Origin of the sequence: Lentilactobacillus otakiensis DSM 19908 = JCM 15040 (assembly GCF_001434145.1) — a bacterium.
Lineage (GTDB): Bacteria > Bacillota > Bacilli > Lactobacillales > Lactobacillaceae > Lentilactobacillus > Lentilactobacillus otakiensis.
In genome coordinates this window covers 174,762-200,642 of record NZ_AZED01000008.1, presented here as the reverse complement: position 1 = coordinate 200,642, position 25,881 = coordinate 174,762, and the positions used below count along the sequence as shown (strand labels likewise).

At 43.1% G+C, this 25,881-nt stretch carries 20 protein-coding genes; 11 read left to right on the top strand and 9 right to left on the bottom strand.

What is annotated here, in order from left to right:
• Positions 1-395: 395 nt before the first annotated feature.
• Positions 396-1,580 carry a thiolase family protein gene (locus FD05_RS03745; RefSeq protein WP_039933203.1) on the top strand — a complete coding sequence of 395 codons (1,185 nt, stop codon included), beginning with the start codon at positions 396-398 and terminating at the stop codon, positions 1,578-1,580.
• Between the two features lie 64 nt (positions 1,581-1,644).
• On the opposite strand, the gene FD05_RS03740 is transcribed toward FD05_RS03745, so the two are convergent.
• Positions 1,645-3,228: a hypothetical protein gene (locus tag FD05_RS03740; RefSeq protein WP_039933202.1), complete on the bottom strand. Its 1,584-nt coding sequence runs from the start codon at positions 3,226-3,228 to the stop codon at positions 1,645-1,647.
• A 175-nt stretch (positions 3,229-3,403) separates the two neighbouring features.
• Here FD05_RS03740 and FD05_RS03735 point away from each other — a divergent pair, with 175 nt between their 5' ends.
• From FD05_RS03735 to FD05_RS11895, 4 genes are all read left to right on the top strand, one after another.
• Positions 3,404-3,598, top strand: a complete 195-nt coding sequence (locus FD05_RS03735; protein WP_039933201.1) for a CsbD family protein — start codon at positions 3,404-3,406, stop codon at positions 3,596-3,598.
• Between the two features lie 225 nt (positions 3,599-3,823).
• Positions 3,824-4,357 carry a GNAT family N-acetyltransferase gene (locus FD05_RS03730; protein ID WP_020281816.1) on the top strand — a complete coding sequence of 178 codons (534 nt, stop codon included), beginning with the start codon at positions 3,824-3,826 and terminating at the stop codon, positions 4,355-4,357.
• 42 nt (positions 4,358-4,399) lie between these two features.
• Positions 4,400-4,591 (top strand): hypothetical protein, encoded by a 192-nt coding sequence (locus FD05_RS03725; protein WP_020281815.1) that lies wholly within the window; start codon positions 4,400-4,402, stop codon positions 4,589-4,591.
• A 23-nt stretch (positions 4,592-4,614) separates the two neighbouring features.
• Positions 4,615-4,740: a hypothetical protein gene (locus FD05_RS11895; protein WP_020281814.1), complete on the top strand. Its 126-nt coding sequence runs from the start codon at positions 4,615-4,617 to the stop codon at positions 4,738-4,740.
• Between the two features lie 47 nt (positions 4,741-4,787).
• Here FD05_RS11895 and FD05_RS03720 read toward each other — a convergent pair whose 3' ends face one another.
• From FD05_RS03720 to FD05_RS03710, 3 genes are read right to left on the bottom strand one after another with little or no spacing between them, the layout of a single operon-like run.
• Positions 4,788-5,933 carry a trans-sulfuration enzyme family protein gene (locus FD05_RS03720; RefSeq protein WP_020281813.1) on the bottom strand — a complete coding sequence of 382 codons (1,146 nt, stop codon included), beginning with the start codon at positions 5,931-5,933 and terminating at the stop codon, positions 4,788-4,790.
• Positions 5,934-5,966: 33 nt separating this feature from the next.
• A complete protein-coding gene (addA, locus tag FD05_RS03715) occupies positions 5,967-9,725 on the bottom strand; it encodes a helicase-exonuclease AddAB subunit AddA (RefSeq protein WP_020281812.1) in 3,759 nt (1,252 codons plus the stop codon).
• Position 9,726: 1 nt separating this feature from the next.
• The gene (locus FD05_RS03710) at positions 9,727-13,278 is read right to left on the bottom strand and encodes a PD-(D/E)XK nuclease family protein (protein WP_020281811.1); all 3,552 of its coding nucleotides are present in this window, start codon (positions 13,276-13,278) and stop codon (positions 9,727-9,729) included.
• 1,176 nt (positions 13,279-14,454) lie between these two features.
• On the opposite strand from FD05_RS03710, the gene FD05_RS03705 reads away from it, so the two are divergent.
• Positions 14,455-15,216: an acetoin reductase gene (locus FD05_RS03705; protein ID WP_020281810.1), complete on the top strand. Its 762-nt coding sequence runs from the start codon at positions 14,455-14,457 to the stop codon at positions 15,214-15,216.
• Between the two features lie 53 nt (positions 15,217-15,269).
• On the opposite strand, the gene FD05_RS03700 is transcribed toward FD05_RS03705, so the two are convergent.
• Positions 15,270-15,626 carry a hypothetical protein gene (locus FD05_RS03700; RefSeq protein WP_020281809.1) on the bottom strand — a complete coding sequence of 119 codons (357 nt, stop codon included), beginning with the start codon at positions 15,624-15,626 and terminating at the stop codon, positions 15,270-15,272.
• Position 15,627: 1 nt separating this feature from the next.
• Positions 15,628-16,203 carry an NAD(P)H-binding protein gene (locus FD05_RS03695; RefSeq protein ID WP_020281808.1) on the bottom strand — a complete coding sequence of 192 codons (576 nt, stop codon included), beginning with the start codon at positions 16,201-16,203 and terminating at the stop codon, positions 15,628-15,630.
• A gap of 100 nt (positions 16,204-16,303) precedes the next feature.
• Between FD05_RS03695 and FD05_RS03690 the strand changes: the two genes are divergently transcribed.
• From FD05_RS03690 to FD05_RS03675, 4 genes are all read left to right on the top strand, one after another.
• Complete coding sequence (locus FD05_RS03690; protein WP_020281807.1) at positions 16,304-17,245, top strand: aldo/keto reductase; 942 nt, start codon at positions 16,304-16,306, stop codon at positions 17,243-17,245.
• Between the two features lie 181 nt (positions 17,246-17,426).
• Positions 17,427-18,167 carry a glucose 1-dehydrogenase gene (locus FD05_RS03685; RefSeq protein ID WP_020281806.1) on the top strand — a complete coding sequence of 247 codons (741 nt, stop codon included), beginning with the start codon at positions 17,427-17,429 and terminating at the stop codon, positions 18,165-18,167.
• Positions 18,168-18,387: 220 nt separating this feature from the next.
• Complete coding sequence (locus tag FD05_RS03680; protein WP_020281805.1) at positions 18,388-19,698, top strand: NCS2 family permease; 1,311 nt, start codon at positions 18,388-18,390, stop codon at positions 19,696-19,698.
• A 241-nt stretch (positions 19,699-19,939) separates the two neighbouring features.
• Positions 19,940-20,458: a QueT transporter family protein gene (locus tag FD05_RS03675; protein ID WP_020281804.1), complete on the top strand. Its 519-nt coding sequence runs from the start codon at positions 19,940-19,942 to the stop codon at positions 20,456-20,458.
• A gap of 59 nt (positions 20,459-20,517) precedes the next feature.
• Here FD05_RS03675 and FD05_RS03670 read toward each other — a convergent pair whose 3' ends face one another.
• The 3 genes from FD05_RS03670 to cls form a co-directional block, all read right to left on the bottom strand.
• On the bottom strand, positions 20,518-21,444 hold the full coding sequence (locus FD05_RS03670) for an NADP-dependent oxidoreductase (protein WP_020281803.1): 927 nt from the start codon (positions 21,442-21,444) through the stop codon (positions 20,518-20,520).
• A 383-nt stretch (positions 21,445-21,827) separates the two neighbouring features.
• A complete protein-coding gene (locus FD05_RS03665) occupies positions 21,828-22,514 on the bottom strand; it encodes a GTP pyrophosphokinase (RefSeq protein WP_039933195.1) in 687 nt (228 codons plus the stop codon).
• 21 nt (positions 22,515-22,535) lie between these two features.
• Positions 22,536-23,996 carry a cardiolipin synthase gene (gene cls / locus FD05_RS03660; RefSeq protein ID WP_020281801.1) on the bottom strand — a complete coding sequence of 487 codons (1,461 nt, stop codon included), beginning with the start codon at positions 23,994-23,996 and terminating at the stop codon, positions 22,536-22,538.
• A 269-nt stretch (positions 23,997-24,265) separates the two neighbouring features.
• Here cls and FD05_RS03655 point away from each other — a divergent pair, with 269 nt between their 5' ends.
• Positions 24,266-25,840 (top strand): MFS transporter, encoded by a 1,575-nt coding sequence (locus FD05_RS03655; RefSeq protein ID WP_020281799.1) that lies wholly within the window; start codon positions 24,266-24,268, stop codon positions 25,838-25,840.
• Positions 25,841-25,881 lie beyond the last annotated feature (41 nt).

Below are 25,881 nucleotides of genomic sequence, written 5' to 3'. Positions count from 1 at the left end.
AAGCGCCCTACACATTCGTTTGTCGAAAATTTTGTTCAGTTTTCAAAGGTCTACATAGAAACACAAACATTTTTGATGAAACAACGAAAATCGTTCGCATATTTAAATCCTTGTGTTCCTTGCCTCTAACAGCAATAACAATTATATAACAGCCAATCTTTCAAGTCAACAAAAACTTTTTAATTGGTAATTGGTATATGTGTTCATGTCATTGAAGCAACGAGTAATATATTATCAGCTATTTGGACTCAGGTCAACAGGTAATCCAAAATTAAACCAATTAATGTGTAAATACAAAGTTTAAAGATTGTTAATACCGGGTCAAATCGTCCCCACTATCCCGCTTAAGCCTGTATACTTGCAGTTGAAATCTTCACGAAAGGAACTGTCATCACTTGGAGAAAATTGTAATTATAGATGCCAAACGATCAGCCATCGGTAAACTAAACGGCTCATTATCTTCTTTAACTGCCGAACAACTCGGATCCACAATCACACGTGCAATCCTAAATGAAACCAAATTGCCCGCAGATAAAATTGATCAGGTTATCTTTGGCAACGCTATTCAGGCTGGTAACGGCCAAAACATCGCCCGCCAAATTGAACTTAATAGTAACATTCCAGAAAGCAAAACTGCTTTTACTGTCAACCAAGTGTGTGGCTCCGGGCTTCAAGCAATTCATCAAGCTCAATCCGCACTATTACTTGGCGAAGCACAAACCATTATCGCTGGCGGAACTGAAAGTATGTCAAACGTTCCTTACTTAAATATGTCCCAACGCAAATTCACTAAGTTTGGTCCGGTGACTCTCTATGATGGCTTGCAACGGGATGGTCTTAACGATTCACAGACCGACGAGCCAATGGGCATGACCGCTGAGAATGTTGCTGACCAATACCACGTGTCACGACAAGAGCAAGATGAGTTCGCATTACAATCACATCAACGAGCAGTCGAAGCCACCCAAAATAATTATTTCACTGACGAGATCGTTCCAATTGAAATTAAGCAGAGAAAATCAACAACTTCTCAACTCATCACCAAAGACGAATCCATCCGCACAGATACAAGTTTGGAAAAATTAGCCAAGCTGCATCCCGCCTTCAAACACAATGGCACGGTCACAGCTGGCAACAGTGCACCATTAAACGACGGTGCTTCAGCATTAATGATGATGACAGAGACGCGCGCGGAACAATTAGGCTTAACACCCATGGCCGAAGTACTGGGATACGCTGAATGCGGAATTGATCCAAACGTCATGGGTTACGCACCCTATCTGGCGATCAATAAACTGGTTAGCCAACTCAAGATGGCGGTTAACGACATCGATCTCTATGAAATCAATGAGGCTTTTGCATCCCAGTCAGTTGCCGTTGTTCGTGATTTGGGAATTTCAATGGATCGAGTCAACATTTCCGGTGGCGCAATTGCACTGGGCCATCCACTTGGTGATTCCGGTGCACGAATCGTCACCACACTACTCCATAATCTCAAACGGACCAATCAAGAATACGGCATCGCCGCTTTATGTATGGGCGGTGGAATGGGTTCAGCTCTGGCCATTAAATCACTATAGACACAAAAATAGGACCGCGGACAAAACATCGACTGTTTTGTGCTCGCGGTCCTTTTGATTTCGATTAAATTTGTGCCTGTTCATCCTCAGGCAAACTGCTTCTAAACGAAGACTGATAGAGCCAGTAGTAAAGATGTTTCGTTGCTTTGGACATCTCCGCGTATGCCGGATTAATGGATTTGACTTCAGGATAAACCCGCATTAGATGGCTGAATGCACTAAACGTCCCTGCTTGAGACATGCCATCATAATCCTTCTTGCCTCTCGCCACCAATCCAATCAACTGATCAACTTGAAAACGAGCTAATGCTGCAACGTAGTCTGTGACCTCTGTTTCAATTTCGGAATTTGGCCCAATCACATTTCGCGATGACGTATACTGGCCATCGGCAATTTGCTGTAGCAATTGGTTTCTGGTTAATGTATACGTCACCATCAAAGGCGTTAAAAAGACGTTCTGCAAGATCTGATGAGTCGTTTCAAAAACGCCATAACTGACTTTAACGGTTTCACCCCGATCGTTAACTGCGGGTCGGTCGTTTTCGAGCACTTGGCTGTACCGCAGCTGGTAATTCTGGTGCTTGGCATTTCTTGCGCTGCCGGCATTACTCAAGTTCAAGACAGCTAATTTTTCTGCAAGGTCGGCCCCCGATTGCGGTAAAGCTAAATAATCCCCAATCTTGGCAATTTCTGCTTGTGTCTTAGAAATAACCGTTGCTTCATCCGTCGAATCCGTGACCGGCGCGCCGACCAAATCATTATTGGTCTGACTAAAATTGGTATCCACAAGGGCATACAATCCCAGTGATGCCAATGAATTCAGCATCCCTGACAATGTATTGTTGACGAACAAGTTGACATCTTCAGTCAGCGAGACTTTGCCCAACGCATCCGTCATCATTTTAGGTAAATCGTGCTCCTCAGAAAAATCATCTTCATTATATGAATAATTTCCGAGCAACGGCTGAGTATCATCACCAACCGGTTGGTTAGTTAAAAAGCCATCGCTGATCTCTTTAGCCACGCCTTCAGCGATCGACTCATCGGACTCAGATGGTTTCTTGGTTTCGTTATTAATGGCTTTGAAAGGAGAAGCCCCGTTCATATACGAATTCACGTGGGTAAACCACTGATTAACCAACGTGCGTTGTTGATTAACATCAAGCTTTTGTAAGGCAGAATTAATTCGAAAGACAACCCCGCCAGTCCCAGCAATTGCCCGAACAAATTGAATCACAGCCGTTTTGTAGCCCACGACAAATTTGTCAGGCGCATTGCTTTGACTCAGGTATTCAGAAAACTCGGTTCCAGCTGCACGGTTCACCACCGAACTATCGTCATCTCCAGTTGCCCAAAGGGACATGTAATTAAATTGATCAATCGTGACATGCTTGAGATCCTTAGCTGCCACCAAATAACCCATTTGCATTGGCTTAGACATTTTGAATTCTGCCAATGAAACGCTTGGCTGCAACGGACTCGGCAAAAATGATCGCAAGCCTCGAGTGATTCGTTCAGAATAAATCGAACTCTTTGCGTATGTATTCTCCCCAAGTACTTTTGACGTCATCAACCCCAGCATGCTGAGTATCTTTTGTTGTTTCGAACGGGTATCGGAATCGTTTACCGATGTATTGGCCTTATTCATTTCGAAACCACCCCCTAGTATTAAGACTATAATATCATAAACCATCACTAATCATGTGCATCAAATGTGGAATTTACTACTATTTAACTTTTTTTGGAATCACAAGCGTTATTTTTGTGGTTTATTTTCGATTCCTGTATTCTTATAGTAGAGATAAGGAAAGGGTGTGAAAATTATGGGAACTCTGAAGAATAAGTCCGATGAAGTTATCGGCAAAGTAAAAGAAACTGTTGGTGACGTAACTGGTAACGACAAGCTGAAGTTAAAGGGTAAAGCCCAGAAAACATCCGGCAAGGCAAAGGACAAAGTTGAAGACGTCAAAGAAAAGGCATCTGAAAAGGTTAATGATGCTTTAGACGACAAGAAGTAACGGTTCATGATCTGAATTTCTTTCAAAAACGATCGATGCAAATTTTAATAAGAAACCCGGTGTCCACAAATTGCGTGGTGCCGGGTTTTTACTTGCGAAAATGAGAATGTAAAACTTTTTACACCGTTGGTATTGCATGGCAAATAAGAATGCTCTATAATTCACTCTCGTGTTATTTTGATCTAATCAATTGAATTAGAAATTTGAACAGGGACGTGATTTAGAATGTCAGCAACTTATTTACGACAAGCAACTAATAAGGATCTTTCAGAAATTAAAAAAATCATTGATGAAGCAAAAGCCTACCTCAAAAAACAAGCCATCGATCAATGGCAAAATGGTTATCCAGCATATGAAGACTTGGAAACCGATGTCAACAATGGCATCACCTATGTCCTGATTGTGGACGGTAAGATTGCCGGTACCGCAGCGCTACATCAAGGCTTGGATGTCAACTACCTCAACATCCACGATGGCGAATGGATTAACGGTGTGCATGGCCGTTATACCGCGATTCATAGAATTGCCATGTCTTCAGACTTTCGTGGACAGCACTTATCTCAAAAAATGATTAGTGGTTTAATTACCATTTCAGGCGTGCTTGGCTACAAAGATATTCGAATTGACACCCATCCCGAGAACATGGGCATGCAGCACGTCATTACCACTAACGGTTTTACCAAACGCGGCACAATTTACATGGCCGAAAGTGACGGCGAGGCATCCCCTCGTTACGCCTACCAACTCGTTATTGGGTAACCAGATAAATTGGGGTACAATGTTGTTAATGAGGTGATATGAATGGCACAAGATGATGCTGCCGTAAAGACCGCACTAATTATAATGTACGTCATCGGCGTGATTTGCTTGGGAATCACATTTTTCGTTCTCAATAAAGTGAACGGAAAATGGTTCACCAAGTTCTCAGTTGGACTTGCCGGAATTGTTTTGGTGATGGGAATTATTTTGATTAATATCATTAATCTAAACTAAATGAGAGTGCGAAAAAAGGCGTTTTGATTCCAGAATTTAAGGGCATCAATCAATTATTCCCGGTCTTGGAATGGTTGATTGATGCCCTTAAATGGCCGGAATCAGCCGATTTGAGCACGCTTTATCTAGGTACCATGGATGCCACTTAAAAAGAGTCGAGACAAATATATGTTTCGACTCTTTTTTGCATTATTTACTAGATCTTCTGAAACGCCTGATCCAAATCCGCAATCAAATCATCGGCATCTTCCAAACCAACCGACAACCGGATCAATTCATCCTTAATTCCCATTTTTAGCCGCTCTGGCTTAGGAATCTCAAAGTGTGACATAAATGCCGGCACTTCAACCAAACTTTCAGCAGCACCTAAACTAACCGCTAAGATGATCAGCTGCAGGCTATTAACGAATTTAGCGGCATCCAAACCATCCTTGATTTCAAAGGACAATACACCACCTGCACCTCTGGCCTCATCGCTGATAATCTTGTAATCCTGACTGGATTTATCCACAGTTGGGTAGTAAATCCTTGATACTTTAGGATTGCTTTCAAGATAGGCAATAATCTTTTCCGCATTTTGAATGTGACGATCCATTCGAAGATTCAAGGTCTGAATTCCTCGGCGTAATAAGTTGGCTTCTTGGGGTGCTAAAACTGCACCAATCGTGTTTTGGACAGCATATACCCGATCGCTCAATTCCTTGGTCTTAGTTACAATCATCCCTGCAGTAAAGTCTGAGTGACCTCCAAGATATTTGGTAGCCGAATGTAAGACAACATCGGCGCCTAAATCCAATGGTTTCTGCAGGTAGGGTGTTAAGAAAGTGTTATCAACGACAACTAAGGCCCCATGTTCATGAGCAACCTTGGCAATTTGTTTGACACTGGACACCTTGAGCAACGGGTTAGTAACCGGCTCAAAGTAGACACCTTTGGTATTTGACTTAAAGGCCGCTGCCACAGCATTTACATCTTGCGTATCGACTTCAGTAAATTCCAAACCCCGGGGCTTCAAGAAATCATTAACCAACCGGAATGTGCCACCGTAAATATTATCACCAATGATAATGTGGTCACCTGGTTTAAACAGGGCCAGTGCTGCATGAATTGCCGCCATCCCGCTCGAAAAGGCAAAACCACGATCACCATGTTCCAGTTCGGCGCAAACGTCTTCAACCGCATCACGGGTGGGGTTACCTGAACGTTCGTAGTCCCATTTAACATCAGAGCCTAATTTAGGATATCTGAACGTCGATGAGTTATAAATTGGGACGTTGACCGCACCAGTAGAGTTGTCGTCAGGTCTGCCGCCGCGGACCAGCAATGTATTAAATTTAACCATTGAAAAATCTCCCGTCTATCTAGATTGATGGTGCTATTGAACCGGAACTAATTGATCTGATGATAACAGATAAAGGTACTTCTTTGAAATCGGCTTGCCAAGAATCTTTGTCAAGGCAGTCGCATACAAGCGCAGCTGACCTTCATATCGTTCACGAATCGTGTCAACGGTGGTCTTCGGTGTCAATCTGTCGGTCTTATAATCAAACAGAATCACCCCGTCCGCCGATTCGACATACCCATCGATAATTCCATGGATCAAGATGCTTTGATCATCATCTTTATCAAAATTCTTAAAGGCATGGGTCGCCTTCATCAGAAGGGAAAATGGCACTTCTCGATAAGTCGTCTCAGGGTTGGCTAATACAACCTGGCCAACCGAACTGGCATAAAACCGTAAAATGCCCTTAATATTGATTTCTTGAGCCACATTTTCCTGCAAAATGCCGTCCTTAACCAAATGGTTAATCAATTCAGTGACATTGTCTTTGGTCGGCTGCTGGTGCAAATCCACCTGCTGCAAGACCAAATGGGTGGCCGTTCCGATCTCGGTTGGCGCTGGTTTGTGGGTCCCATTTTCTGAGATGAAAGTTGGGGTTGCCAAACTGGGCTGCGTGTATCGCCCCGGCTTAATGAGCTGATCGCTGTCGATCCGGGCATAATTACCTAACCGGACGTTATCAGGATCGTCAAATAACCGTTTAATTTCGGAAACAGACTGATAAGCCGTCGTGTGAGTTGCCGCTGTATGCGGATAGTCAAAGGTCATCATATGCTTGACCTGTTGCGTGTTCACATCTGAGGCAGGGGTCACCTGAGCTTGCTGTTCCATCCAGGCATTTGGATCGGCCGCTGCAGTTCCAGTCGCCTTCTGGCCCTCGATCACTTTGGCATTGTCGTAAAATACTAATTTAAAATGACTTGGATCGTCCGCAAGTCGATTAACAACTCGACTATCACCATAATCCTTAATCACATCTGGATGTCTGGAAATTGCCGGTCCGATCCAATCCAAGTAGCTCGTTGCAGAGTTCCGCTCCGCCATTGGTAGGAGTACACGAGATTCCTCAGTCTTTGACTGCCAGCTTTCAACAATCGACTCCATATCGAGAGCCGGCTTCTTGCTGCCGCCTTTGCCTGGAGTAACTTTGCCAACCAAATACAGCCGCTGTTCTGCCCGAGTCAAGGCAACATAAAGTTTTCTCATTTCCTCGGACAACCCCGCATTTTTGGTAACATCCAGTACTGCCTGGCGTTGGAGTGGGTCCTGAATTTCTCGGGTTTTGGTGTCCAAGTATGAAATACCAATTCCCAAATGATCGTTCAGGACTGCCCGGCCTGTAACATCTTGGTTATTGAAATTCTTGCCAATGTCATTTAAAAAGACAATTGGAAACTGTAACCCTTTGCTGCCATGAATCGTCATGACGTGAACCATATTGTCTGAAGTATTTGGGACGGCTGTGGCCAAGTCATCGTCTCGGTCTTGCATCCGCTCGATAAAGAGGACGAATCTGAATAAACCTTTAAAACCATTTTTCTCGTAATCGGCAGCCCGTTCATACAAGGCATGGAGATTAGTCTGACGTTGATAGCCGCCAGGCATCCCGCCAACATAATCTAAGAAGCCGGTTTGTTGATAAATTTCCCAAATTAATGCAACTAAACCGTCTTGCTGAGCGACGTTTTTGAAATGATTCAACTGATTAAAGAAAGTGTCGATCAGTGAATAAATGGTTTGGGCATATTCATTGGGTTCTGAGTGGGGATATTCCCGATAAAACTTTAAAACTGACTCATAGTAGTTCCCGGTCTTCTGGTTAATCCGTAAATAAGCCAGTTGATTCTCATCCAAACCGACAATTGGAGACCGCAAAACCGCTACGAGCGGAATATCCTGGTATGGATTATCAATAATTGACAGTAAAGACAGCATCACTTGAATCTCAGTTGTCTTCAAATAACTCTTGGCACCGGTAATTTCGGCCGGAATGCCGTAGTCTTTGAAAACTTGCGACATGGTAATCTGACTACCTCTGGTTGGTGAAATGACTGCAAAGTCGCCATAGGTTACCGGTCGATAGCCATCCCCATCTGCCACTTGCTCTTGGTTATCCATCATTTGGCGGATTTTTTGAGCAATGATTTGAACTTGACCTTCATCGGCATCCATTGCCTGGTCTTCAGGGACGTTATCGGCTTCTTTCAACGGCTTGTTGGGACTAAATAATAGTACAGAAATATCGGCATTAACGTCTTCAGGATAGTATTTGGCACCAAACTGTAATTTGGCATCTGAGTAATCAATCTCACCGACTTGTCGATCCATGATCTGTTCAAAAATCAGATTGATGAAATTATCAACATTTTCGGTTGAACGGAAGTTATCCGCCAACGTGATCAATTCGTTATCGTTATCACTCAAAGTATAAGTATTCTGCTTATCAATAAACATCTGTGGATCCGCTAACCGAAAGCGGTAAATTGACTGTTTGGCATCACCAACCATGAAGCGGTTGCCGCCGCCATTCTTGGCTAATTTATTTAAAATGGCATCCTGGAGCCGGTTATTATCCTGATACTCGTCGGTCATGATTTCATAATATTGGTTCCGGAGCTTTTCCTGGACTTGTTGGGCCTGCTCACTCTTGTCATTTAAAATCCGGTAGGCTGCCTGTTCAATATCGATAAATTCCATCAAGTGACGCTGACGCTTTGTCGTTTCATAAGCTTTTCGAAAATCTCGAACAGCTGAAATGAGTTTGGCAACCCGCTTTTTAGCTGCTCCCATGAGATCAACGTTGGCTTGTTCATCAAGGCCGAAGTATTCATCACGGAAATTTGTAAAATCTTTTTTATTCTGCTTATTGAGATCACCAATTTGAGCATGGAAAAACTTCTGCTCGCCTTCAGGTTTAGACAACTTAGGTAAGTTGATAAATTCAATTTCCCTCAATGCCTTACGAATATCGTCATACATAGTAAGACCAGAAATTGTCTGTTCCTGGTTCTTAATCATATGCAATTGGTCAGTAAAACCTTTCTCATCCTTATCCAAGAGGCCATGTTGAGCTAATTGAATCATGAATTTATGATTCATTTTCATTTTCGAGAACATTTCAATTAACTTAGGAGCAACGTTAGATTGGTAAAAATCACTGTCGTACAAACTTTTCCCGTCAAGATCATAGAATGCCGTGACATCATTCAGCCAGCCATCCGGATCATCAGTAACATTGGCAAATTCATCCAATCGATAAATTAAATCGGCCAAGCCATCATCACTGCGGTCGTTGGAAAAGTTTTCGGTAAGCCGAGCAAACGAGCCGTCATCATCATTGCCATACAAGTCTTCACGAACCGTGTTCCAAACTTGATCCTTCAGCAATTGCTTTTCGGTATCATCGGCTAAAATCCGGAAGTTGGGATCGATCCCTAATAAATAGTAATATCTGCCGACCAACTTCTGACAATAGGCATCCATCGTTGTGATATCAGCGACCGCGACTTTTTGAATTTGAGTCAGTAATCGGCTTTTTTCGTTTTCTGGTGCTTGATTGAATTCTTCACGGAGTGCCACCTGCAGCCGTTGCCGCATTTCCTTGGCAGCTGCGTTGGTAAATGTAACGACGAGAAGTTGGTCGACATCGACGTGCTGATTTTTGACCATATCGATAATTCGATCGACTAAGACTCGCGTTTTCCCCGATCCAGCCGAGGCGGAAACCAGGACGTTGCCTTCCGGGCGGTCTTTGATTCCCTTTAGCTGATCAGGCGTGTAATTAAATGCCATCCTATTTTTCCTCCCCTAACTTCTTCAAAACATCCTCTTTTGATCCACTACCGACCAATCGGTATTGATTATCCGGCAAAATGGGATCGAAATTCATAATTGCTTTGTATGGAGTGAATTGCATTCCGGTTGACTGTCCCTGCTGAAACGGCCAGAGCCTGACGTCACCATCAAAAATCTTGGTGGCAGCGTTGACAATCAACTTTTCAGTATGGTTCAAGAAGGCGACCAGTTGCAGCGGATTAATCGTTGAACTTTTTTTGGTCATTTCTCCATTAAGCTTGATACCAAATGGGTAAATCTGTGAAGTCCCTTTCTCCAAATCAGTTTCTAAATTATCAATCAGATCAGAGTCATCAACCAAAATGCCTTCATATTTGTGTTTTTTCAACAAAGCATCATCAAAAGTCGTCTTCGCCAAATCGCCCGGCTTGAACACTGAGTTATAAATATGCAAGTAAAGCGCCCCTGCCAGTGCCACGTCCTTATCATCCGGATTCAGGCGTTCCAAGTTATTCTTCAACACATCTAGATACGTCAATAGCTGCATCGACGTGCCATCGTAGGCGGCGTTGAAATCAAATTTCCGGTCAGAGGACTTGTAATCGACAATCCCAAAGTACCGCTTGTCCTTGGTCGTCATTGAATCAATTCGATCAATTCGACCCCGAACTTTGACTTGACGATCATCCGGCAAGTCAAATTCCAAGCCTTCGAGCGCCTGTTTTTGATTAGGCTGACCAAAAATCAGCTCGGTATTTTGCGGCCGCATTGGGGTCAATTGCTGCTGATCACGCAAGGCCCGAACCATCTGCTGAATGGTGGCTTGAAGCTGCATGGAAATGTATTGCATTCGATTGGAACTGGTTAGAATGACATAATCAAAATTCTGTGGGTCATGGATAATTCCTTGGACCGTTTCTTCAACCAGATCTTTGACGTCCTGATCTGACAAGCCTGCTAAATCAATATTTTGGGCATGAATTTGTTTGATAATCCGATCCATGGCATCATGATAAAAAGTCCCAGTCGATGCAGTAGAAAGTTCAAACTTCGGCCGTTCTTGCAATTTCAAACCATATTTGAGGAAATATTCATAGGGATTCTTATAGAAGGTTTCCAGTTGTGAAATCGAAATATTGAGTTCAGACCCATATAACTTCGTAACGATTTGAGAATCTAATGGTTGGGGTTGATTGCTGTATTTAATGCTCTTAAGCAATTTAGAAGTCTTATCACTCACTTCCGGATCATGACTCAGAAATTGCAAAATGGCACTCCAGCCAGCGCTCAAGTCCTGCTTAACCCCAAACTTACTTTGAACCACCTGAATTAAGTGGTGCAGAGTTCCCTGTTTTGTACCGACATAAGGCATCACATCTCGCGCCACGTCGGGGATTGCAGGATTGTTTGTAATTTTAAGATTGAAGAAATGTTGAATCCGTGAAACATACGGTGATAGTTTCACAGCCGATTCATCATTGAGCTTAGTCGTATACGTAAAAATTAATTTGTCAGATGCGGTCATAAATGCCAAGTAGTTCAGGTAAGGCTCAAAGGCCATCTGAACTTCTGCGGGATCATTCAAATACTGATCATCCCCAAGGTTGCTTTGAAGCTGACTAATGTCATCATCCCCAAATAGATTCTCGTTAACTAATCGATCCGGCATATTGTCGTCGTTGGAGCCGATCATAAAAGTAACCTTGTGATCATTCATTTGAACCATTCCGCTTTCAGAAATCGTGACCTGATCCAAAGTGGACGGAATTTGGGAGTAATCTGCACCTTCAAAGCCAGCATAAATTAACGCCCAAAAGTCTCCCGGCACAAACGGTTTATCACCTAAAATCTGCACGCATTCATCCAACAGGGAACAAAATGTTCGCCAAACTTGTTCGACTTGGGCGGAACGGGTCAAATCACCCGCATCAGTCGCAGCATTTCGCCATTCTGTCAGTCGATCAACAACGCCAGCGTCAACTAAAAATTGATAAAGAATTCGGGCAGCATCCTGGTTGGTTTTGGCTTGATAAAATTTCTTGTAGAAGCTTGGCAATAAATCACGAATCAGGTGACGGATCACATTGATTTTCCGTGAAATTTCTCGATCCTGATCAGTAATCTTGGTGGCAGTTTCGCCTTCGTCATTATCTGGCAGCCACACGTATTGCCAGTCTTCTTTTTGCGTCCAGCGACTGTCAGCGTAGTCATTTTTCAACACGAGATTGTCGGTCAACGACACTGCCTGGCGGTAATCGTCGATCGCCATTGCCTTGCCGTCAGTCATTGGTAGGACTAATTCCGACTTCAAAAAGCGCATCACATCGTCATAACGATAGTTACGAGTCCGGCTCGGATCATAGATATCAAAGAGTGAAGCCAGTAACTCCACCAGCGGATGATCCGCCATCGACTGCTGAATATCTTTGAAGTATGGAATCTGCTGGGTGGTGAACACAGGATCCAAAATATTTTGATAGGCATTCAAGTGACGAGTCAAAATCAGAAAGTCCGAGTAACGATAATTGCCAGTCGCCACCATTTGATGAATCATTGTGGCAACTTGATCTAATTCGGAATACAGGTTATCGGCTTGATAAATCTGAACAGATTTCGGTGAAATTTGATTATTAATCTGCGGGGTACCCAAACTACTGGAGGCAATCCAATACTGCTCCAATTTTTGCATATCAGGGTTGGTCCGCGGTTTATCTGCCATCACTGTCTTTAAGTAAGGCACCTGGTTATCGGCAGCGAATCGATAGAGTTGATTGAACAGCTTGGCCGACTGAAAGAAAATATTCGGTTGTTCAGGCAACTCCGTGGTATAAGGTCGGTCCAACGTCAAAGAAACCGTCACCGAGGCGGATTGGTTGATCAAAGTTTGGACTAAGCCACATTCTTGAGCAGTGAATTTTGAAAAGCCGGCAATATAAAAATGGTAGCCTGTCAAATCGATATCTGCGAGTTTGGTACTGAGGAGATTCAAAACAGTATGATTGTCAAAATACTGATCGGTGATTTGTTTCACGTATTGTGAATAAATAATCGCAAAGTCATGCAACTTATCGCGTAAATCGTTGGTAATCGTGCTGTCAGAACTTTCAAGCATTTCCAGCAAATTTTCAGGAAGCACATTGCCAGCCTGCATTTCAGTAATCTGAGAAGCAATTTGGTCGATGAAGCCCGGATTATGAATTTCGTGGGCAAACAGAATTAATTTATCTTCATTATCGATGATGATCTGATACAGCAGCATGTTGATACCGGCGCTGCTGATGCGTTGCTTTTGATATTCGGAAGTGTTCCGTAAAAAGAACCACGCCAATCGAGTAAAGGACAGCACCTGAACGTCACTTTGAGCAGTTGTAATGTCATCGGGGTCGCCGAGTTGTTTTAATATAGTAACTTCTGATTCGAATTTAATATGGTTTGGGACCAAATAAAAAAATTGGTCGTTAGGATTGTCTGATTTTTGTTGCTGAAGAATGTCGATCATTTTTTCTTGATGATCGAGCCCTTCTTTACCTAAGACAAATTGTAGGGTCACTGCTCTCACCTCTTTAAAATTACTTTAATTTTACCATAGTGCATTCCTAATGTTTGCCGAATATTTTCGACCGCTTACACATATAAATCGGTTCATGGTTGCTGTTATACCAGTACTTACATCGATTATCAAAATGATTTGTGAAATTCAGGAACATTATCATTGAACATTAACAAAAAGGGTCTATTATGAGGGTTGGATGTAACTTACATCCATCTATTTGACCTAAATGAAAGCTTTATGCTTGCATTGATCTTGTTAGAGAGCCTACCAGTGCATTCCACGATTAAGTATCGGAAGCAAGAATTTACGATCTACCCCCAATATATCTTTCAAGTTCAAATACTGATAGGCCCTACTCCTAATAACGCCCAGCGAAAACTGGGTGTACATAATAATAGAGTGTGACGAGACCCGTTTTGGCCCCAGAGTGTAAAACGGAATTTCCATTGATGAACGCATTTGGTTCATCAATGGAAATTTTGTTTTACACAGTAGGGGGCAGGGTCGTCGAAACACATTTCGGCTGGAGAAAAGTAACACAGCTCAATAAAATCTTGAGGAATAACAGAGCGCGACAAAGCCCGGTTTGACCCCGCCGAGTAGGCTAGGCATTTCATGGCCGTTGGAGCATAACTAAGAAAAACTAGTGATGAGTGTTTTTTGCTCATCATTAGTTTTTCTTAGTTATGTAGCAGGGGTCTGGGCTATCGGAGCGTATTTTGGAAGCAGCCGGGATCTAAAAATAAAATAAACAATCCAGCTTCAAGAGTGTGACGAGACCCGTTTTGGCCCCGCCGAGTGGGCTAGGCATTTCATGGCCGTCGGAGTGTAAGACAGAAATTCTATTGATGAATGCTTTTCGTTCATCAATAGAATTTTTGTTTTACACAGTAGGGGGCAGGGTCGTCGGAACATGCTTCGGCTAGAGAAAAGTAACACAGTCCCCCAAATCAAACACCACAAGCCAAAAGCTGAGGAGTAAGCCTCAGCTTTTTTGTCTGCCTTTTTACGGATAATTAAAATTCACAATGTTTGTATTCACTATCATAATGTGCTTAAATACAACATATAGAAAGTGCATGATGTCGGTAATGTTATCGCTTACACAGAATGCACATTCTTAACGTTTTGTTTGTGAATTGCATCAACGATATTCCATAGGGGGATAATATTATGACAAGAATCGCAATTGTTACCGGTGCCGGCCAAGGTATCGGAGAAGGAATCGCTCGTCAGCTGGTTCAAGACGGGTTATCAGTTGCCGTTGCTGACATGAATGAGAAAAATGCACGAAACGTTGCTGACGAAATTGGTAACAATTCAAAGGGTTACTATGTTGATGTTTCTGATAAGAAAAGTGTCTTTGACTTAATTGATCATGTAGTTGCGGACTTTGGCAAGCTCGACGTGTTAGTTAACAATGCGGGAATTGCCCAAATCGGGACATTACTGGACACTAAAGAAGAAGATTTTGACAAAATCATGAACGTTAATATTAAGGGTGTGTTGTTTGGCATCCAGGCTGCCGCAGCCCAATTTAAGAAACAAGGAACCGGCGGAAAAATTATCAGTGCCTCATCCATTGCTGGCCACCAGGGATTCGAGTTACTTGGGCCTTATTCTGCAACTAAATTTGCCGTTCGAGGACTCACACAAGTTGCTGCTCAAGAATTAGCTAAAGACAAGATCACTGTAAATGGCTATGCTCCTGGGATCGTTTTGACTAAGATGTGGGACCAAATTGATGCCGAAATGGCTAAAATTTACAACGTTCCAATAGGCGCATCCCTGCAAAAGAACATTGACAGCATTGCACTCGGTCGTGGTGAAACACCTGCAGATGTTGCCAACTTGGTATCATTCTTGGCAGATCCAAAATCAGACTACATTACCGGTCAAACAATTATCGTCGATGGTGGAATCCAATTCATCTAGAAAACATTTAAGGAGGCACCCAAAGCTGGTCGCCTCCTTTTTGCTATCTAAAATTATTCAGCCCGAACCTTATTTTCTTCCATCACTTTATTAGTGTAGAATTCCAAATCATCCACGGCTTGCTCATCCTGATCACCTTGTTGCGTTACGGTGTGCAGATTCTGTTGAGCGACCGCCCAATACACTAAATTAGTGGTGATTGGCAAAATATCTCTGATCACATGGAAGTCAAAATTATCGGCGTTAGTGGACTTCATATTCAGAAAATTATTCCAATCAGTCACCATATTGACACGACTTTGCTCTTGTTTCGAAACAGCAGAGATAATCACAAAATGAGAATTGCGATTTGCTTCTGCCAGTTGATCTTTTAATTGTTGAATTTGTTCTGCTCCCAGCTTAATAGCCATTCTATCGCCCTCCCATCGGTTGTTGATCAATAATTCCAACTGAATGATTGATCCATTTTTGTTCAATCAGCATTTCATATGCCAACTTGGCAACTGCCTGAGGTGAGACAGTGCTAACTGGCATTTTGGTTCCTTCATTAAATAATTCGTAATCGGCAACCTGGTTGTCCTTTAACTGACCCATTCTAATGATAGAATATGGGATTTCAGACTCATCGACAATCTTAATTGCATATCTTTGCTGTTTTATAAACTCTTCTTGATCCTTAACCCCATCATAGTCCACTGAGCCGGTCAATTCATCATCGACTCCGGCATACGACAGCATCACGATGTCAGCAATTGGCGGCTGAACTTCATCCACCGCTTCAAACAGTGATTCCAGATAAAGGTCGGCATCATTGGGGCCAACCGCGATGAATAGCAAATCAGTTTCCGGCAAAACTTTCGCATATTCATCAGCAGATTCCAGATCACCAGAATAAGCGTGAACGTCAATCTCTGAATTTTGTTTCAATAAGTCCGTTAATGGTGGGACTACCGGACTGTTCTGGTTAATGATCAATAATTTTTTCAAATCGGCAGCTTCCTAATCTAAATGTTTTTCAAATTGTGCGTAAAGTACCATAATTAATATGTACCATAATAATTATGGAAAATCAAAGGAGGACGTAAAAATGTCCCAAAATGTAAAAATTGGTCAATCAGATGTTGTCAGTACACCACTCGGTTTTGGCACCAACGCCGTGGGTGGGCACAACTTATTCCCTGATTTGGATGAGCAAGCCGGAATGGATTCAGTTCGCGCAGCCTTGAACAGTGGGATCACCATGCTGGATACAGCGTTTGCGTATGGCTTTGGTCGTTCTGAAGAGTTAATTGGCAAAGTTCTCAAAGACTATGACCGCTCAAAAGTTGTCATCGCAACTAAGGGTGCTCAAATTGTTGACGGTGACCAGGTTTCTATTAGTAATAAGCCTGCCGACCTTGAAAAGTTTGTCAAAGACAGCCTCAAACGTTTAGGTACTGATTATCTCGACATCTTTTACATCCATTTTCCTGATGATCAAACACCTAAAGATGAAGCAATTGCGAAATTAGCTGAACTTAAAAAGCAAGGCTTAATCAAGGCAATCGGCGTTTCCAACTTCTCCTTAGATCAACTCAAAGAAGCCAACAAGAATCATGACGTCGATATCGTTGAAGATCAATACAGTTTGGTCCATCGAGATGCTGAGAAAGAATTATTCCCTTATCTAGAAAAAGAAAATATTTCCTTCGTCCCGTTCTTCCCACTTGCTTCCGGCCTTCTAACTGGTAAATACGATGGAAGTCCGGTTAATTTTCCTGAAAATGATCTTCGAAGTGATGATCCGAACTTTTCCGGCAGCCGTTTCCACGCCATCACTGAATCAGTCAAGAACCTGCAGCCCATCGCCGACAATCACGATGCCACTATCGCCCAGGTTGTCTTAGCTTGGTATATCAAAAATCCTGACATCACGGTTGTTATCCCCGGCGCCAAATCCCCCGACCAAGTCCGCAGTAACGCCAAGGCAATGAACGTTGCGTTATCAGATGAAGAATACAATACCATTGATAATGCCTTCAGACTTTGATTGAAAGTAAAGTCAATGTGCCGCCCAACTGCCTCTGATTTTTCCCCCTCTTCGTATCAATTAATCCAGCCGTTTTGTAAAATACATTTGTGTACCCCCTTTTGCGAACGGTGGTATACTCATGTTGGATTAGAGAACGCTTACAAACGTGTTGTAAGGCTTACTAAAGGGGGTCTTATTTATGAACCGTCTAGATGGTAAAGTTGCAATTGTAACTGGTGGTGTCAGTGGTTTTGGTTTAGCGTCTGCTAAGCTATTCGCCCAAGAAGGTGCAAAGGTCACGATCACCGATGTGAATGATTCAAAAGCAGAAGCAGCCTTAGAAGAAATCGGTAAGGACAACGCAATTTTTGTTCAACAAGATGTTTCTAAAGAATCCGATTGGGACCCAGTTTTCCAAAAGACAATTGATGCATTTGGACCAGTCACTGTACTGCTGAATAACGCTGGTATCCTGGTCTTTGATGATGCAGAACATGTCGACATTGATCAATGGCACAAGATTTTATCTGTTGACTTGGATGGTGTCATGCTAGGTGTTAAATATGGCATCAAGTATATGAAAGACAAAGGCGGATCAATCATCAACCTGGCATCAATTGCCAGCTTGATTGGGATCAGCAATCTGTATTCCTACAATGCAGCCAAAGGTGGTGTTCGACTGATCACCAAATCAGCTGCGTTGTATGCTGCAGAAAACAAGTATCCAATCCGGGTTAACTCAATCCATCCAGGGTATGCACATACCCCAATGGTGGATTCCTATCCTGAACTCAAAGAAAAGTTAGAGAACCTGCATCCAATGAAACGTTTGGCAGATCCAAAGGAAATTGCCAACATGGCTTTGTATCTCGCTTCAGATGAATCATCCTTCTCAACTGGTTCGGAATTTGTTGTTGATGGTGGGTACACTGCACAATAACCAATCAAATGAAATTTAAAATATCTATTAGCTGCTCACACATTAGTGAGCAGCTTTTTTGCGAAAAAACAATGTAACCACTTCCATAATCGAAATGGATAACTATAAACAATTTTCGACTTTACATTAATTTAATTCGTTTATTGAACCTATTTAATGATAATGCTAAAATAAATATGTGATTTTTTATTTATACACGAACAATAGAAGGAGCTATTATATGTTAAATTCAATTGCAAAGTATTTCGAGTTCGATAAACGAAATACCAATTTCCGTAAAGAAACAATCGCCGGCATTACGACTTTTGTTTCCATGGTCTACATTTTGTTCGTTAACCCCAACGTGCTTGGGGTAAGTGGAATGGACAAAGGTGCCGTCTTCACTGCGACCGCCTTGGCTTCCGCATTCGGCTGTTTCATGATGGGCTTTCTGGCCAACTACCCCATCGCGATTTCCGCTAGTTTGGGAATCAACGCCTTCTTCGCCTACTCAGTTGTGATTGGCATGAAAGTGCCTTGGGAGACTGCCTTAGCCGGCGTCTTTGTTGCTTCCATTATTTTCATGATTTTAACGGCACTCAAGCTGCGTGAAAAGATCATTGATTCAATTCCAGTTGATTTAAAAGCTGCGATTGGAGGCGGAATTGGACTCTTCATTGCGTTTATTGGTTTAAGCGATGGCGGTTTGGTTTCTGCCAACAAAGATACGATGGTTGCTCTGGGTTCTCTCCATGTTGGAACAACTTGGTTAACGATTTTTGGCCTGTTAATCACCGTTATCCTGATGAGTATGCGGGTTCCTGGTGCTATCTTTATCGGAATGGTTTTGAACGCCATTTTGGGAATGGCCACCGGCTTAATTCCACTTCCTCATCAATGGTTGGCTGCAATTCCAAGTTTGAAGCCAACTTTTGGTGTTGCGATTTCTCATATCGGCGACATTAACTCTGTTCAACTGATTGTCGTGGTGCTGACATTCCTGCTGGTGACCTTCTTTGATACAGCAGGTACATTGGTTGGTTTGGCCGAACAAGCTGGTTTTATCAAAAATAACAAAATTCCCCGAATCGGTCGTGCTTTGATCGCCGATTCTTCAACCATGTTAGCTGGTTCAATCTTGGGAACTTCACCAATGGGTGCCTTCGTTGAATCTTCTGCCGGAATTGCCGTTGGTGGCCGAACTGGATTTACCGCTATTATCGTCGGTATCCTCTTCATCTTGGGAACTTTCTTCTCACCACTATTGACGGTGATTACCAGTCAAGTGACCGCTCCTGCACTGATTATTGTCGGTGTCTTAATGGCTCAGTCATTGAAAAATGTCCATTGGGAAAAATTTGAAATTGCGGCCCCTGCCTTCATCACATTAGTTGGTATGCCATTTACTTACAGTATCGCCGATGGAATTGCCCTTGGATTTATTACTTACCCAATCACAATGATCGCTGCCCGTCGTGGTAAGGAAGTTAGTGCCATGATGTATGGTTTGGCTGTTGTGTTTGTAATTTTCCTGTGGATCTTAAACAATTAGAGTGTGAGGAGACCCGGGAGATGCGGTTTCTAAGGGTGCTTTGGCTGAAACCCCGGGTTTTGGGGTTTTAGTCAAAGCACCCTTAGAAGTTAGCATCTGGTTCGTCGGAACACATTTCATCCAAATAACAGTCAAGCAACACTTGGGTTTCCAACCAAACACATTTTGACCTCGCACCCCAAAAGCGGTAAGGTATAAAGGTTGTTTAACAACTGAATATTTAACAAGGAAGGAATTTGTTATGAATTCTAAGACTAATTTGTTTGGCATCAGCAACGTTCGTGACCTCACGAAAGCCGCTGTTGTATCTGCACTCTACATCGTTATCACGATGGTCTTTGCAGCCTTGAGTTTTGGCCCAATTCAATTCCGCTTTTCAGAAGGTTTGAACAACCTTGCTGTTTTCAATAAGCGTTACGTTGTGGCGATCACGCTGGGATGCTTTATTTCGAATATGATGTCATCACTCGGGCCACTGGATATGGTTGTCGGAACTGGTGAAACGCTGATTGCGTTGTTGACCATCAACATCGTGACCCGCTTTATCAAGTCACTGCCATTAAAGCTGGCCGCATCCGTTTTGATCGGAACCTTCTATATGTTCATCGTGGCAGCTGAAATTGCTTATCTCGGAAACAGTGCTTTTTGGCCAACCTTCTGGGGTGCCTATTTGACCACTGCTATCGGTGAGTTTGTCACCATGACGATTGGTGCTGTATTGGTTTACATCATCAGTTTGAGATATGATTTGAACAAATAATCATCAAAACAAACAAGGAATCCGCGACTGTATTTTCAAAGTTGCGGATTCCTTGTTTGTTATTTATCTGCTTCAGTGGTCACAATAATTCGACCATCATGCTTCTTACTTAATAACTCATGCCCTTGAATAACGCCTTCAACCGTAAATGGTAACTGATACCCAATTCGGATTGAAAGTTTCTTCCCAGCCATCAATTTCAACAAGGCCGTCAGTGCTTCAGCGTCCGAAATGGCCTTGGTCGGCATGATTGGTTTGAATTGGAATGGCTTATTCGATAATGGTTCGTCGCCGCCAACGGTCGTAATGATCCCATTTTCTTTGACGATTCTGGCATCACCGTCACCACCAGCACCATTCAATGCCGAATTGATGACCACATCAGCTCGATTGGCCAGAACCAACGCAGGATCCTGTTTGTTATATGAAACGTATTCCTGCACACCCAAGGATTTGACGTATGCTTCATTCTTGCTGGAACCGATACCGATGACTGTCGCGCCCAAATTGAGTGACAACTGGGCAGCCAGCGAACCAACTCCGCCGGATGCACCACGCACCACGATGGTTTGGCCGGCTTTCACTTCGCCAAAATGATAAACCGCTTTATATGCTGTAATCCCCGGTGTCACCAGCCCGGCAGCTTCAGCAAATGAAACCTCATCGGGAATAATCACCGTTCGTGCAGCCGCAGCATAGGCATACTCAGCATATGCACCGTGACCGTGGGCAACAACGCGGTCACCAACTTTGAATCCCGTCACATTGGCACCCAGCTTGGCAACTGTTCCGGCAACATCCCGTCCGGGAATCACCTGGTGAGTGGTTTCCTTATATTCGCCAGCCCGCATTGATTTTTCAAAATTGTTCAGGTTAAAGGCCTTCGTCTTGATCAAAATTTGATCATCTGAAATTTCAGGCGTCGGCACGTCGTATTCTTCAAAGACGTCCGCAGCACCATTATGGTCATATCCAAATGCTTTCATTTTTCGCACTCCTATCTGTTAATCTGTCATGGTTTACCAAAATTGTAAGAGTTATCAAATTGGTTATCAAACAAAAGGCTCTTTGAGAATGATCAAGACACACAAAAACAGGATCTCACCGCCCTCTAGGCGATGAGATCCTGTTTGAAACATGTTGTCTGAAAGGTATCGAACCAATCATTGACCAATTCATGGTCGGTATTCGTATCATTAAATATCTTCTGCAGGGTGGAACCGGCAGACTACTCGGATCTAAGCTCGCTGACTTAGCACCTACATTATTTTCGGAAATCCCTCGTCTGTCTTGCAGGTGATTAGTTCATTCACCTTTCACCATTATTATATGATGGATTAGCTTGATGTACAAATAAACTGACTTCAAATCATCCCTGAAGATCGCGGAAGATTTTCTGCATTCGACTTTCAATATCGTACAACTCACTGGCATATTCCTTCAAATTACCAGCATGCTCATCCACTTTTTCCTTAGGCACATCGGTCTTGTATCGCAGTTTGTGTTCCAAGCTGGCCCACATATCCATCCCAATTGTCCGCAGTTGGACTTCAACCGGCACATCAAACACACCGTTGGACTGGAACACTGGCACTGAAACGACCAGATGCAGGCTCCGATAGCCACTGGGTTTAGGATCCTCGATGTAGTTCTTGCGTTTCATCAAGGTCACGTCGGACTGTTGAACCAAGGCTTCCTCAACCCGATAAACATCATCAATATAGTTGGTGATTACCCGAATGCCACCGATATCGTTAATTTTATGATGAATCGTATCTAGATTCAGTGGGTAGCCTTTGCGAACGATTTTGCCAGCCAAACTTCGAACACTCTTCATCCGTTCTTCCATGTGGTGAATGGGGTTGTGATCATAGTTCATCGAATATTCTTCATCCAAGTTTTCCAACTTGGTCCCAATCTCATTAACGCCTGAATGGCGCAGCTGATAAATCTGGGCCAATTCCTTCAAATCGCCAATTTGACCTTTCAGAGGGGACTTTTCAATATCCTTCATAATTTGTTTGACGTCCAAAAAATTACTTCGTTCAAGTATCATATCATTGCACCTCGTGAAATTTTATAAAATCGGGGACAGCAGACGACTAAAGGTTTGCTTGAATTTCAACCACAATGACTGTTGTTCAAACATCTCTGGGGTCTGGAGTTCACTGACATCGATATCATTCAAAAAGATATCGCGTAAATCAGCTGATAATTTCTGATCATAAATAAACGCGTTAATTTCAAAATTGAGTTTAAAACTCCGGTAATCCAAATTGGCTGAACCCACCGAAGCAATTTTGTCATCGATTACCATCGTCTTGGCATGTAGAAAACCATTGCCATAATAGTAGATTTTGACGCCTTCTTCAGCAAGTTGGCGGGCGTAATACTGGGTGGCCCGGTAGACAAATGGGTGATCCGGCATACTTGGCACCATGATCCGAACATCAACGCCGGACATGGCGGCAATCCGCAATGCATCCATGACACTATCGTCTGGAATCAAGTATGGCGATTGAATCCAGCAATATTTTTTTGCCATTGTAATCAATTTGATGTAACCCATTTTAATCTGCTGCAAATCTGAATCCGGTCCGCTGGAAACAATCTGCATGTTGACGTTCCCTTTCGTAGTCGTGACAGGGAAGTATTTGGCTTCAACTTCCTCTTCATCTATTTGGTCGCGGGGACTGGTGGCGTTCCAATCAAGAATGAATCGGGCCTGCAAACCAAATACCCCAGAACCGATAATTCGGATATGGGTGTCGCGCCAGTTACCGAATTTTTTCTTCCGGCCTAAATACTGGTCGCCAATATTGAAACCACCTGTGTAGCCGATGGTTCCGTCGATCACAATAATCTTTCTATGGTCACGAAAGTTAATACGGAAATCCAACAGAACTGAGCGGGTGTTCAAGAACGGAAAGGCTTTGCCGCCAGCGTCAACTAACGGTTGGAAGAATTTTCGGGTAGTCCCCATCGATCCCCATGAATCATAGATGACTCGCACCTCGACACCTTCGCGGGCTTTTTCAATCAGCAGGTTTAAGATCTCATTTCCAATCTTATCATTGTAAAAAGTGTAGAATTCAATATGGATGCTTTTCTTGGCGGCTTCAATGTCACCAATGATTTTATGGAAGAGTGCATTGCCATCGGTAAAGATGTGGACTTTATTTTGGCGGCTCAAAAAAGCGTGATCGGTTGTCATGAACATATCAACGGCGTTTTTTGCGTCGGTAACGACTTCGTCAGCGGGCGTCTTATCGGCATGCCCCAACTGATTTCGCTGTTCGTTCAGCCGTTCATCCAGCTGCATCTGCACGTGTTTATGTAATTTGAATAATCGGTTTTTGGGCAATTTTCGGCCAAGAAAGGCGTAGGCAATAAAGCCGACCAGCGGCAAAAATACCAGCACCAAAAGCCAAGCCCAAATTGCAGCGATATCCCGTTTCTCCCTGAACACAGTGAAAATCGCCAGAACCGCGTTAACCACAACTATGATATTAAAAACCATCGACCAATCAATATTCATTTTTTCCTCCCCGCAGCCTGTTTTAGGCTAAAATAAGAATACATACTGTAAGTATACTAGAAAGAAGCGGAAAAATTATGGATTTATTAAATTTTCTTGTTGTGGGGATTCATGGTTTCCACTCCATTTTCTTTTTTCATTTGATTTTTCGAGAGCAGCCAATTCTTGGGTTCGGGCTGATCTTGGCAATTGTGCTCTATATTATCTATCGTAGAATGAATCGTTAGTAATTATTTTGTTCGTAAATTTATTCAGATTGGAAGTTACTTATGCAAAAACAAACTAAAATTGCCCGTTGGATTGCCCTCTCCGCAATGGGATTGGGCGTCTTCATGGGCCTGTTGGATGTCACAGTCGTCAATGTTGCATTGCCGACGATGGCCAAAGGGTTCAACACTACTTTTACTGATTTACAGTGGGTGCTGAATGCCTATACCCTGGTGTATGCGGTCACTTTGATGATTATGTCCAAACTAGGCGATATGTACGGCCGTAAGAAAATCTTCTTAGGTTCGATGATTCTATTTGTCATCGCCTCGGCAATTAATGGTATGGCGCCAACGCTATTCATCCTCGATATTAGTCGGGGGGTTCAAGCAGTTGGTGGCGCCGGAATGATGTCATTGTCAATGGCATTGGTTGCCTCAAATTTCGAGGGTAAAGAACGGGGCCTCGCGTTGGGAATTCTAGGCTCTATCATTGGTGTCTCATCAGCTTCAGGGCCGCTAATTGGTGGGTACCTAGTAGAACACTTCGGCTGGCCGGCAATCTTCTATGTCAATGTTCCATTTGGGATTATTGCCGTGATCCTGACCTTAATCTATGTGCGTGAAACACCAAGTTATGGTAAAAATCACAAAATTGACCTTATCGGGATGATCCTTTCAGCGATTGGCCTATTTGCGGTAATTTATGGCCTAATCGTCAAGGAGGGCCATCCACACTGGTCATGGACTGATTCCCGTGTTAGCAGTCTGCTAATTGGTGGGATCATCGTGATGGTTGGGTTTGTCTTTGTTGAAATGCGGGTTGAAGATCCGATGGTCGATATTAAGATGTTCAAACGGCCACATTTCCTTGGAACCATTATCGTGGCCTTCGCCTTAGGATCAGGAATCTACGCCTATAATGCCTTTTTAACGGCGCTCATGCAAAACTATATCGGTTATTCCGCCGTTCAAACTGGAGTTAGACAACTGGCAATCAGTGCCTGGTCACTATTTCTCGGTCCAGTCGCTGGAATTCTCAGCTCTCGATATTCCAAGAAATGGATGATTGTCTGGAGTATGTTGGTTGGTGGTGTCGGCTTCTTCTTGATGGCCAACTCAATCAGTCCAACTGTGACTTTCGTTGAACTATGGCCCGGCATGGTTCTGATGGGAATTGCCAATGGCATGGTTAATCCATTGCTAAACACCGCTGGTATGGAAGGCACCCTGCCTCAGGATATGGGCATGGTGTCTGGTTTACTGAACGTGTTCAGGCAATTCGGTACCACAGTCGGAGTGGTAGGATTGGGGCTGATTCAAGACGCCCAATATGAGAGCCACTTGAACGCCCACATGCCCAATCTTGAAATGCCTGCCAAAATTATGAATAATATCAAAGACGTGTTGATTAACGCCGGACCATTTTCTGGTCACACAATTGCCTTCTCAACTAGAATGAACCACATGCCATTTGCTGCACCACTGCAAAAAATCGTCATCCATGCCTATGATAACGGGATGGCGGCAGTTGCGGTGACTTCTGGCATCATTGTCGTGGTTGGAGCAATTGGTGCTGCTATATTGATGAAGAATCATGTTGACAGTGTTCATCTGGAAGTTAAACAGAAAAAATAAAAAAGTTTGATTGCGATCTCAAGTCGTAATCAAACTTTTTT

Bases quoted from the DNA above. Each gene is read 5' to 3' on its own strand.
- FD05_RS03740 (WP_039933202.1), bottom strand. From the start codon at position 3,228: ATGAATAAGGCCAATACATCGGTAAACGATTCCGATACCCGTTCGAAA.
- FD05_RS03735 (WP_039933201.1), top strand. From the start codon at position 3,404: ATGGGAACTCTGAAGAATAAGTCCGATGAAGTTATCGGCAAAGTAAAA.
- FD05_RS03730 (WP_020281816.1), top strand. From the start codon at position 3,824: ATGTCAGCAACTTATTTACGACAAGCAACTAATAAGGATCTTTCAGAA.
- FD05_RS03725 (WP_020281815.1), top strand. From the start codon at position 4,400: ATGGCACAAGATGATGCTGCCGTAAAGACCGCACTAATTATAATGTAC.
- FD05_RS03720 (WP_020281813.1), bottom strand. From the start codon at position 5,933: ATGGTTAAATTTAATACATTGCTGGTCCGCGGCGGCAGACCTGACGAC.
- addA (WP_020281812.1), bottom strand. From the start codon at position 9,725: ATGGCATTTAATTACACGCCTGATCAGCTAAAGGGAATCAAAGACCGC.
- FD05_RS03705 (WP_020281810.1), top strand. From the start codon at position 14,455: ATGACAAGAATCGCAATTGTTACCGGTGCCGGCCAAGGTATCGGAGAA.
- FD05_RS03700 (WP_020281809.1), bottom strand. From the start codon at position 15,626: ATGGCTATTAAGCTGGGAGCAGAACAAATTCAACAATTAAAAGATCAA.
- FD05_RS03690 (WP_020281807.1), top strand. From the start codon at position 16,304: ATGTCCCAAAATGTAAAAATTGGTCAATCAGATGTTGTCAGTACACCA.
- FD05_RS03685 (WP_020281806.1), top strand. From the start codon at position 17,427: ATGAACCGTCTAGATGGTAAAGTTGCAATTGTAACTGGTGGTGTCAGT.
- FD05_RS03680 (WP_020281805.1), top strand. From the start codon at position 18,388: ATGTTAAATTCAATTGCAAAGTATTTCGAGTTCGATAAACGAAATACC.
- FD05_RS03675 (WP_020281804.1), top strand. From the start codon at position 19,940: ATGAATTCTAAGACTAATTTGTTTGGCATCAGCAACGTTCGTGACCTC.
- FD05_RS03670 (WP_020281803.1), bottom strand. From the start codon at position 21,444: ATGAAAGCATTTGGATATGACCATAATGGTGCTGCGGACGTCTTTGAA.
- FD05_RS03665 (WP_039933195.1), bottom strand. From the start codon at position 22,514: ATGATACTTGAACGAAGTAATTTTTTGGACGTCAAACAAATTATGAAG.
- cls (WP_020281801.1), bottom strand. From the start codon at position 23,996: ATGAATATTGATTGGTCGATGGTTTTTAATATCATAGTTGTGGTTAAC.
- FD05_RS03655 (WP_020281799.1), top strand. From the start codon at position 24,266: ATGCAAAAACAAACTAAAATTGCCCGTTGGATTGCCCTCTCCGCAATG.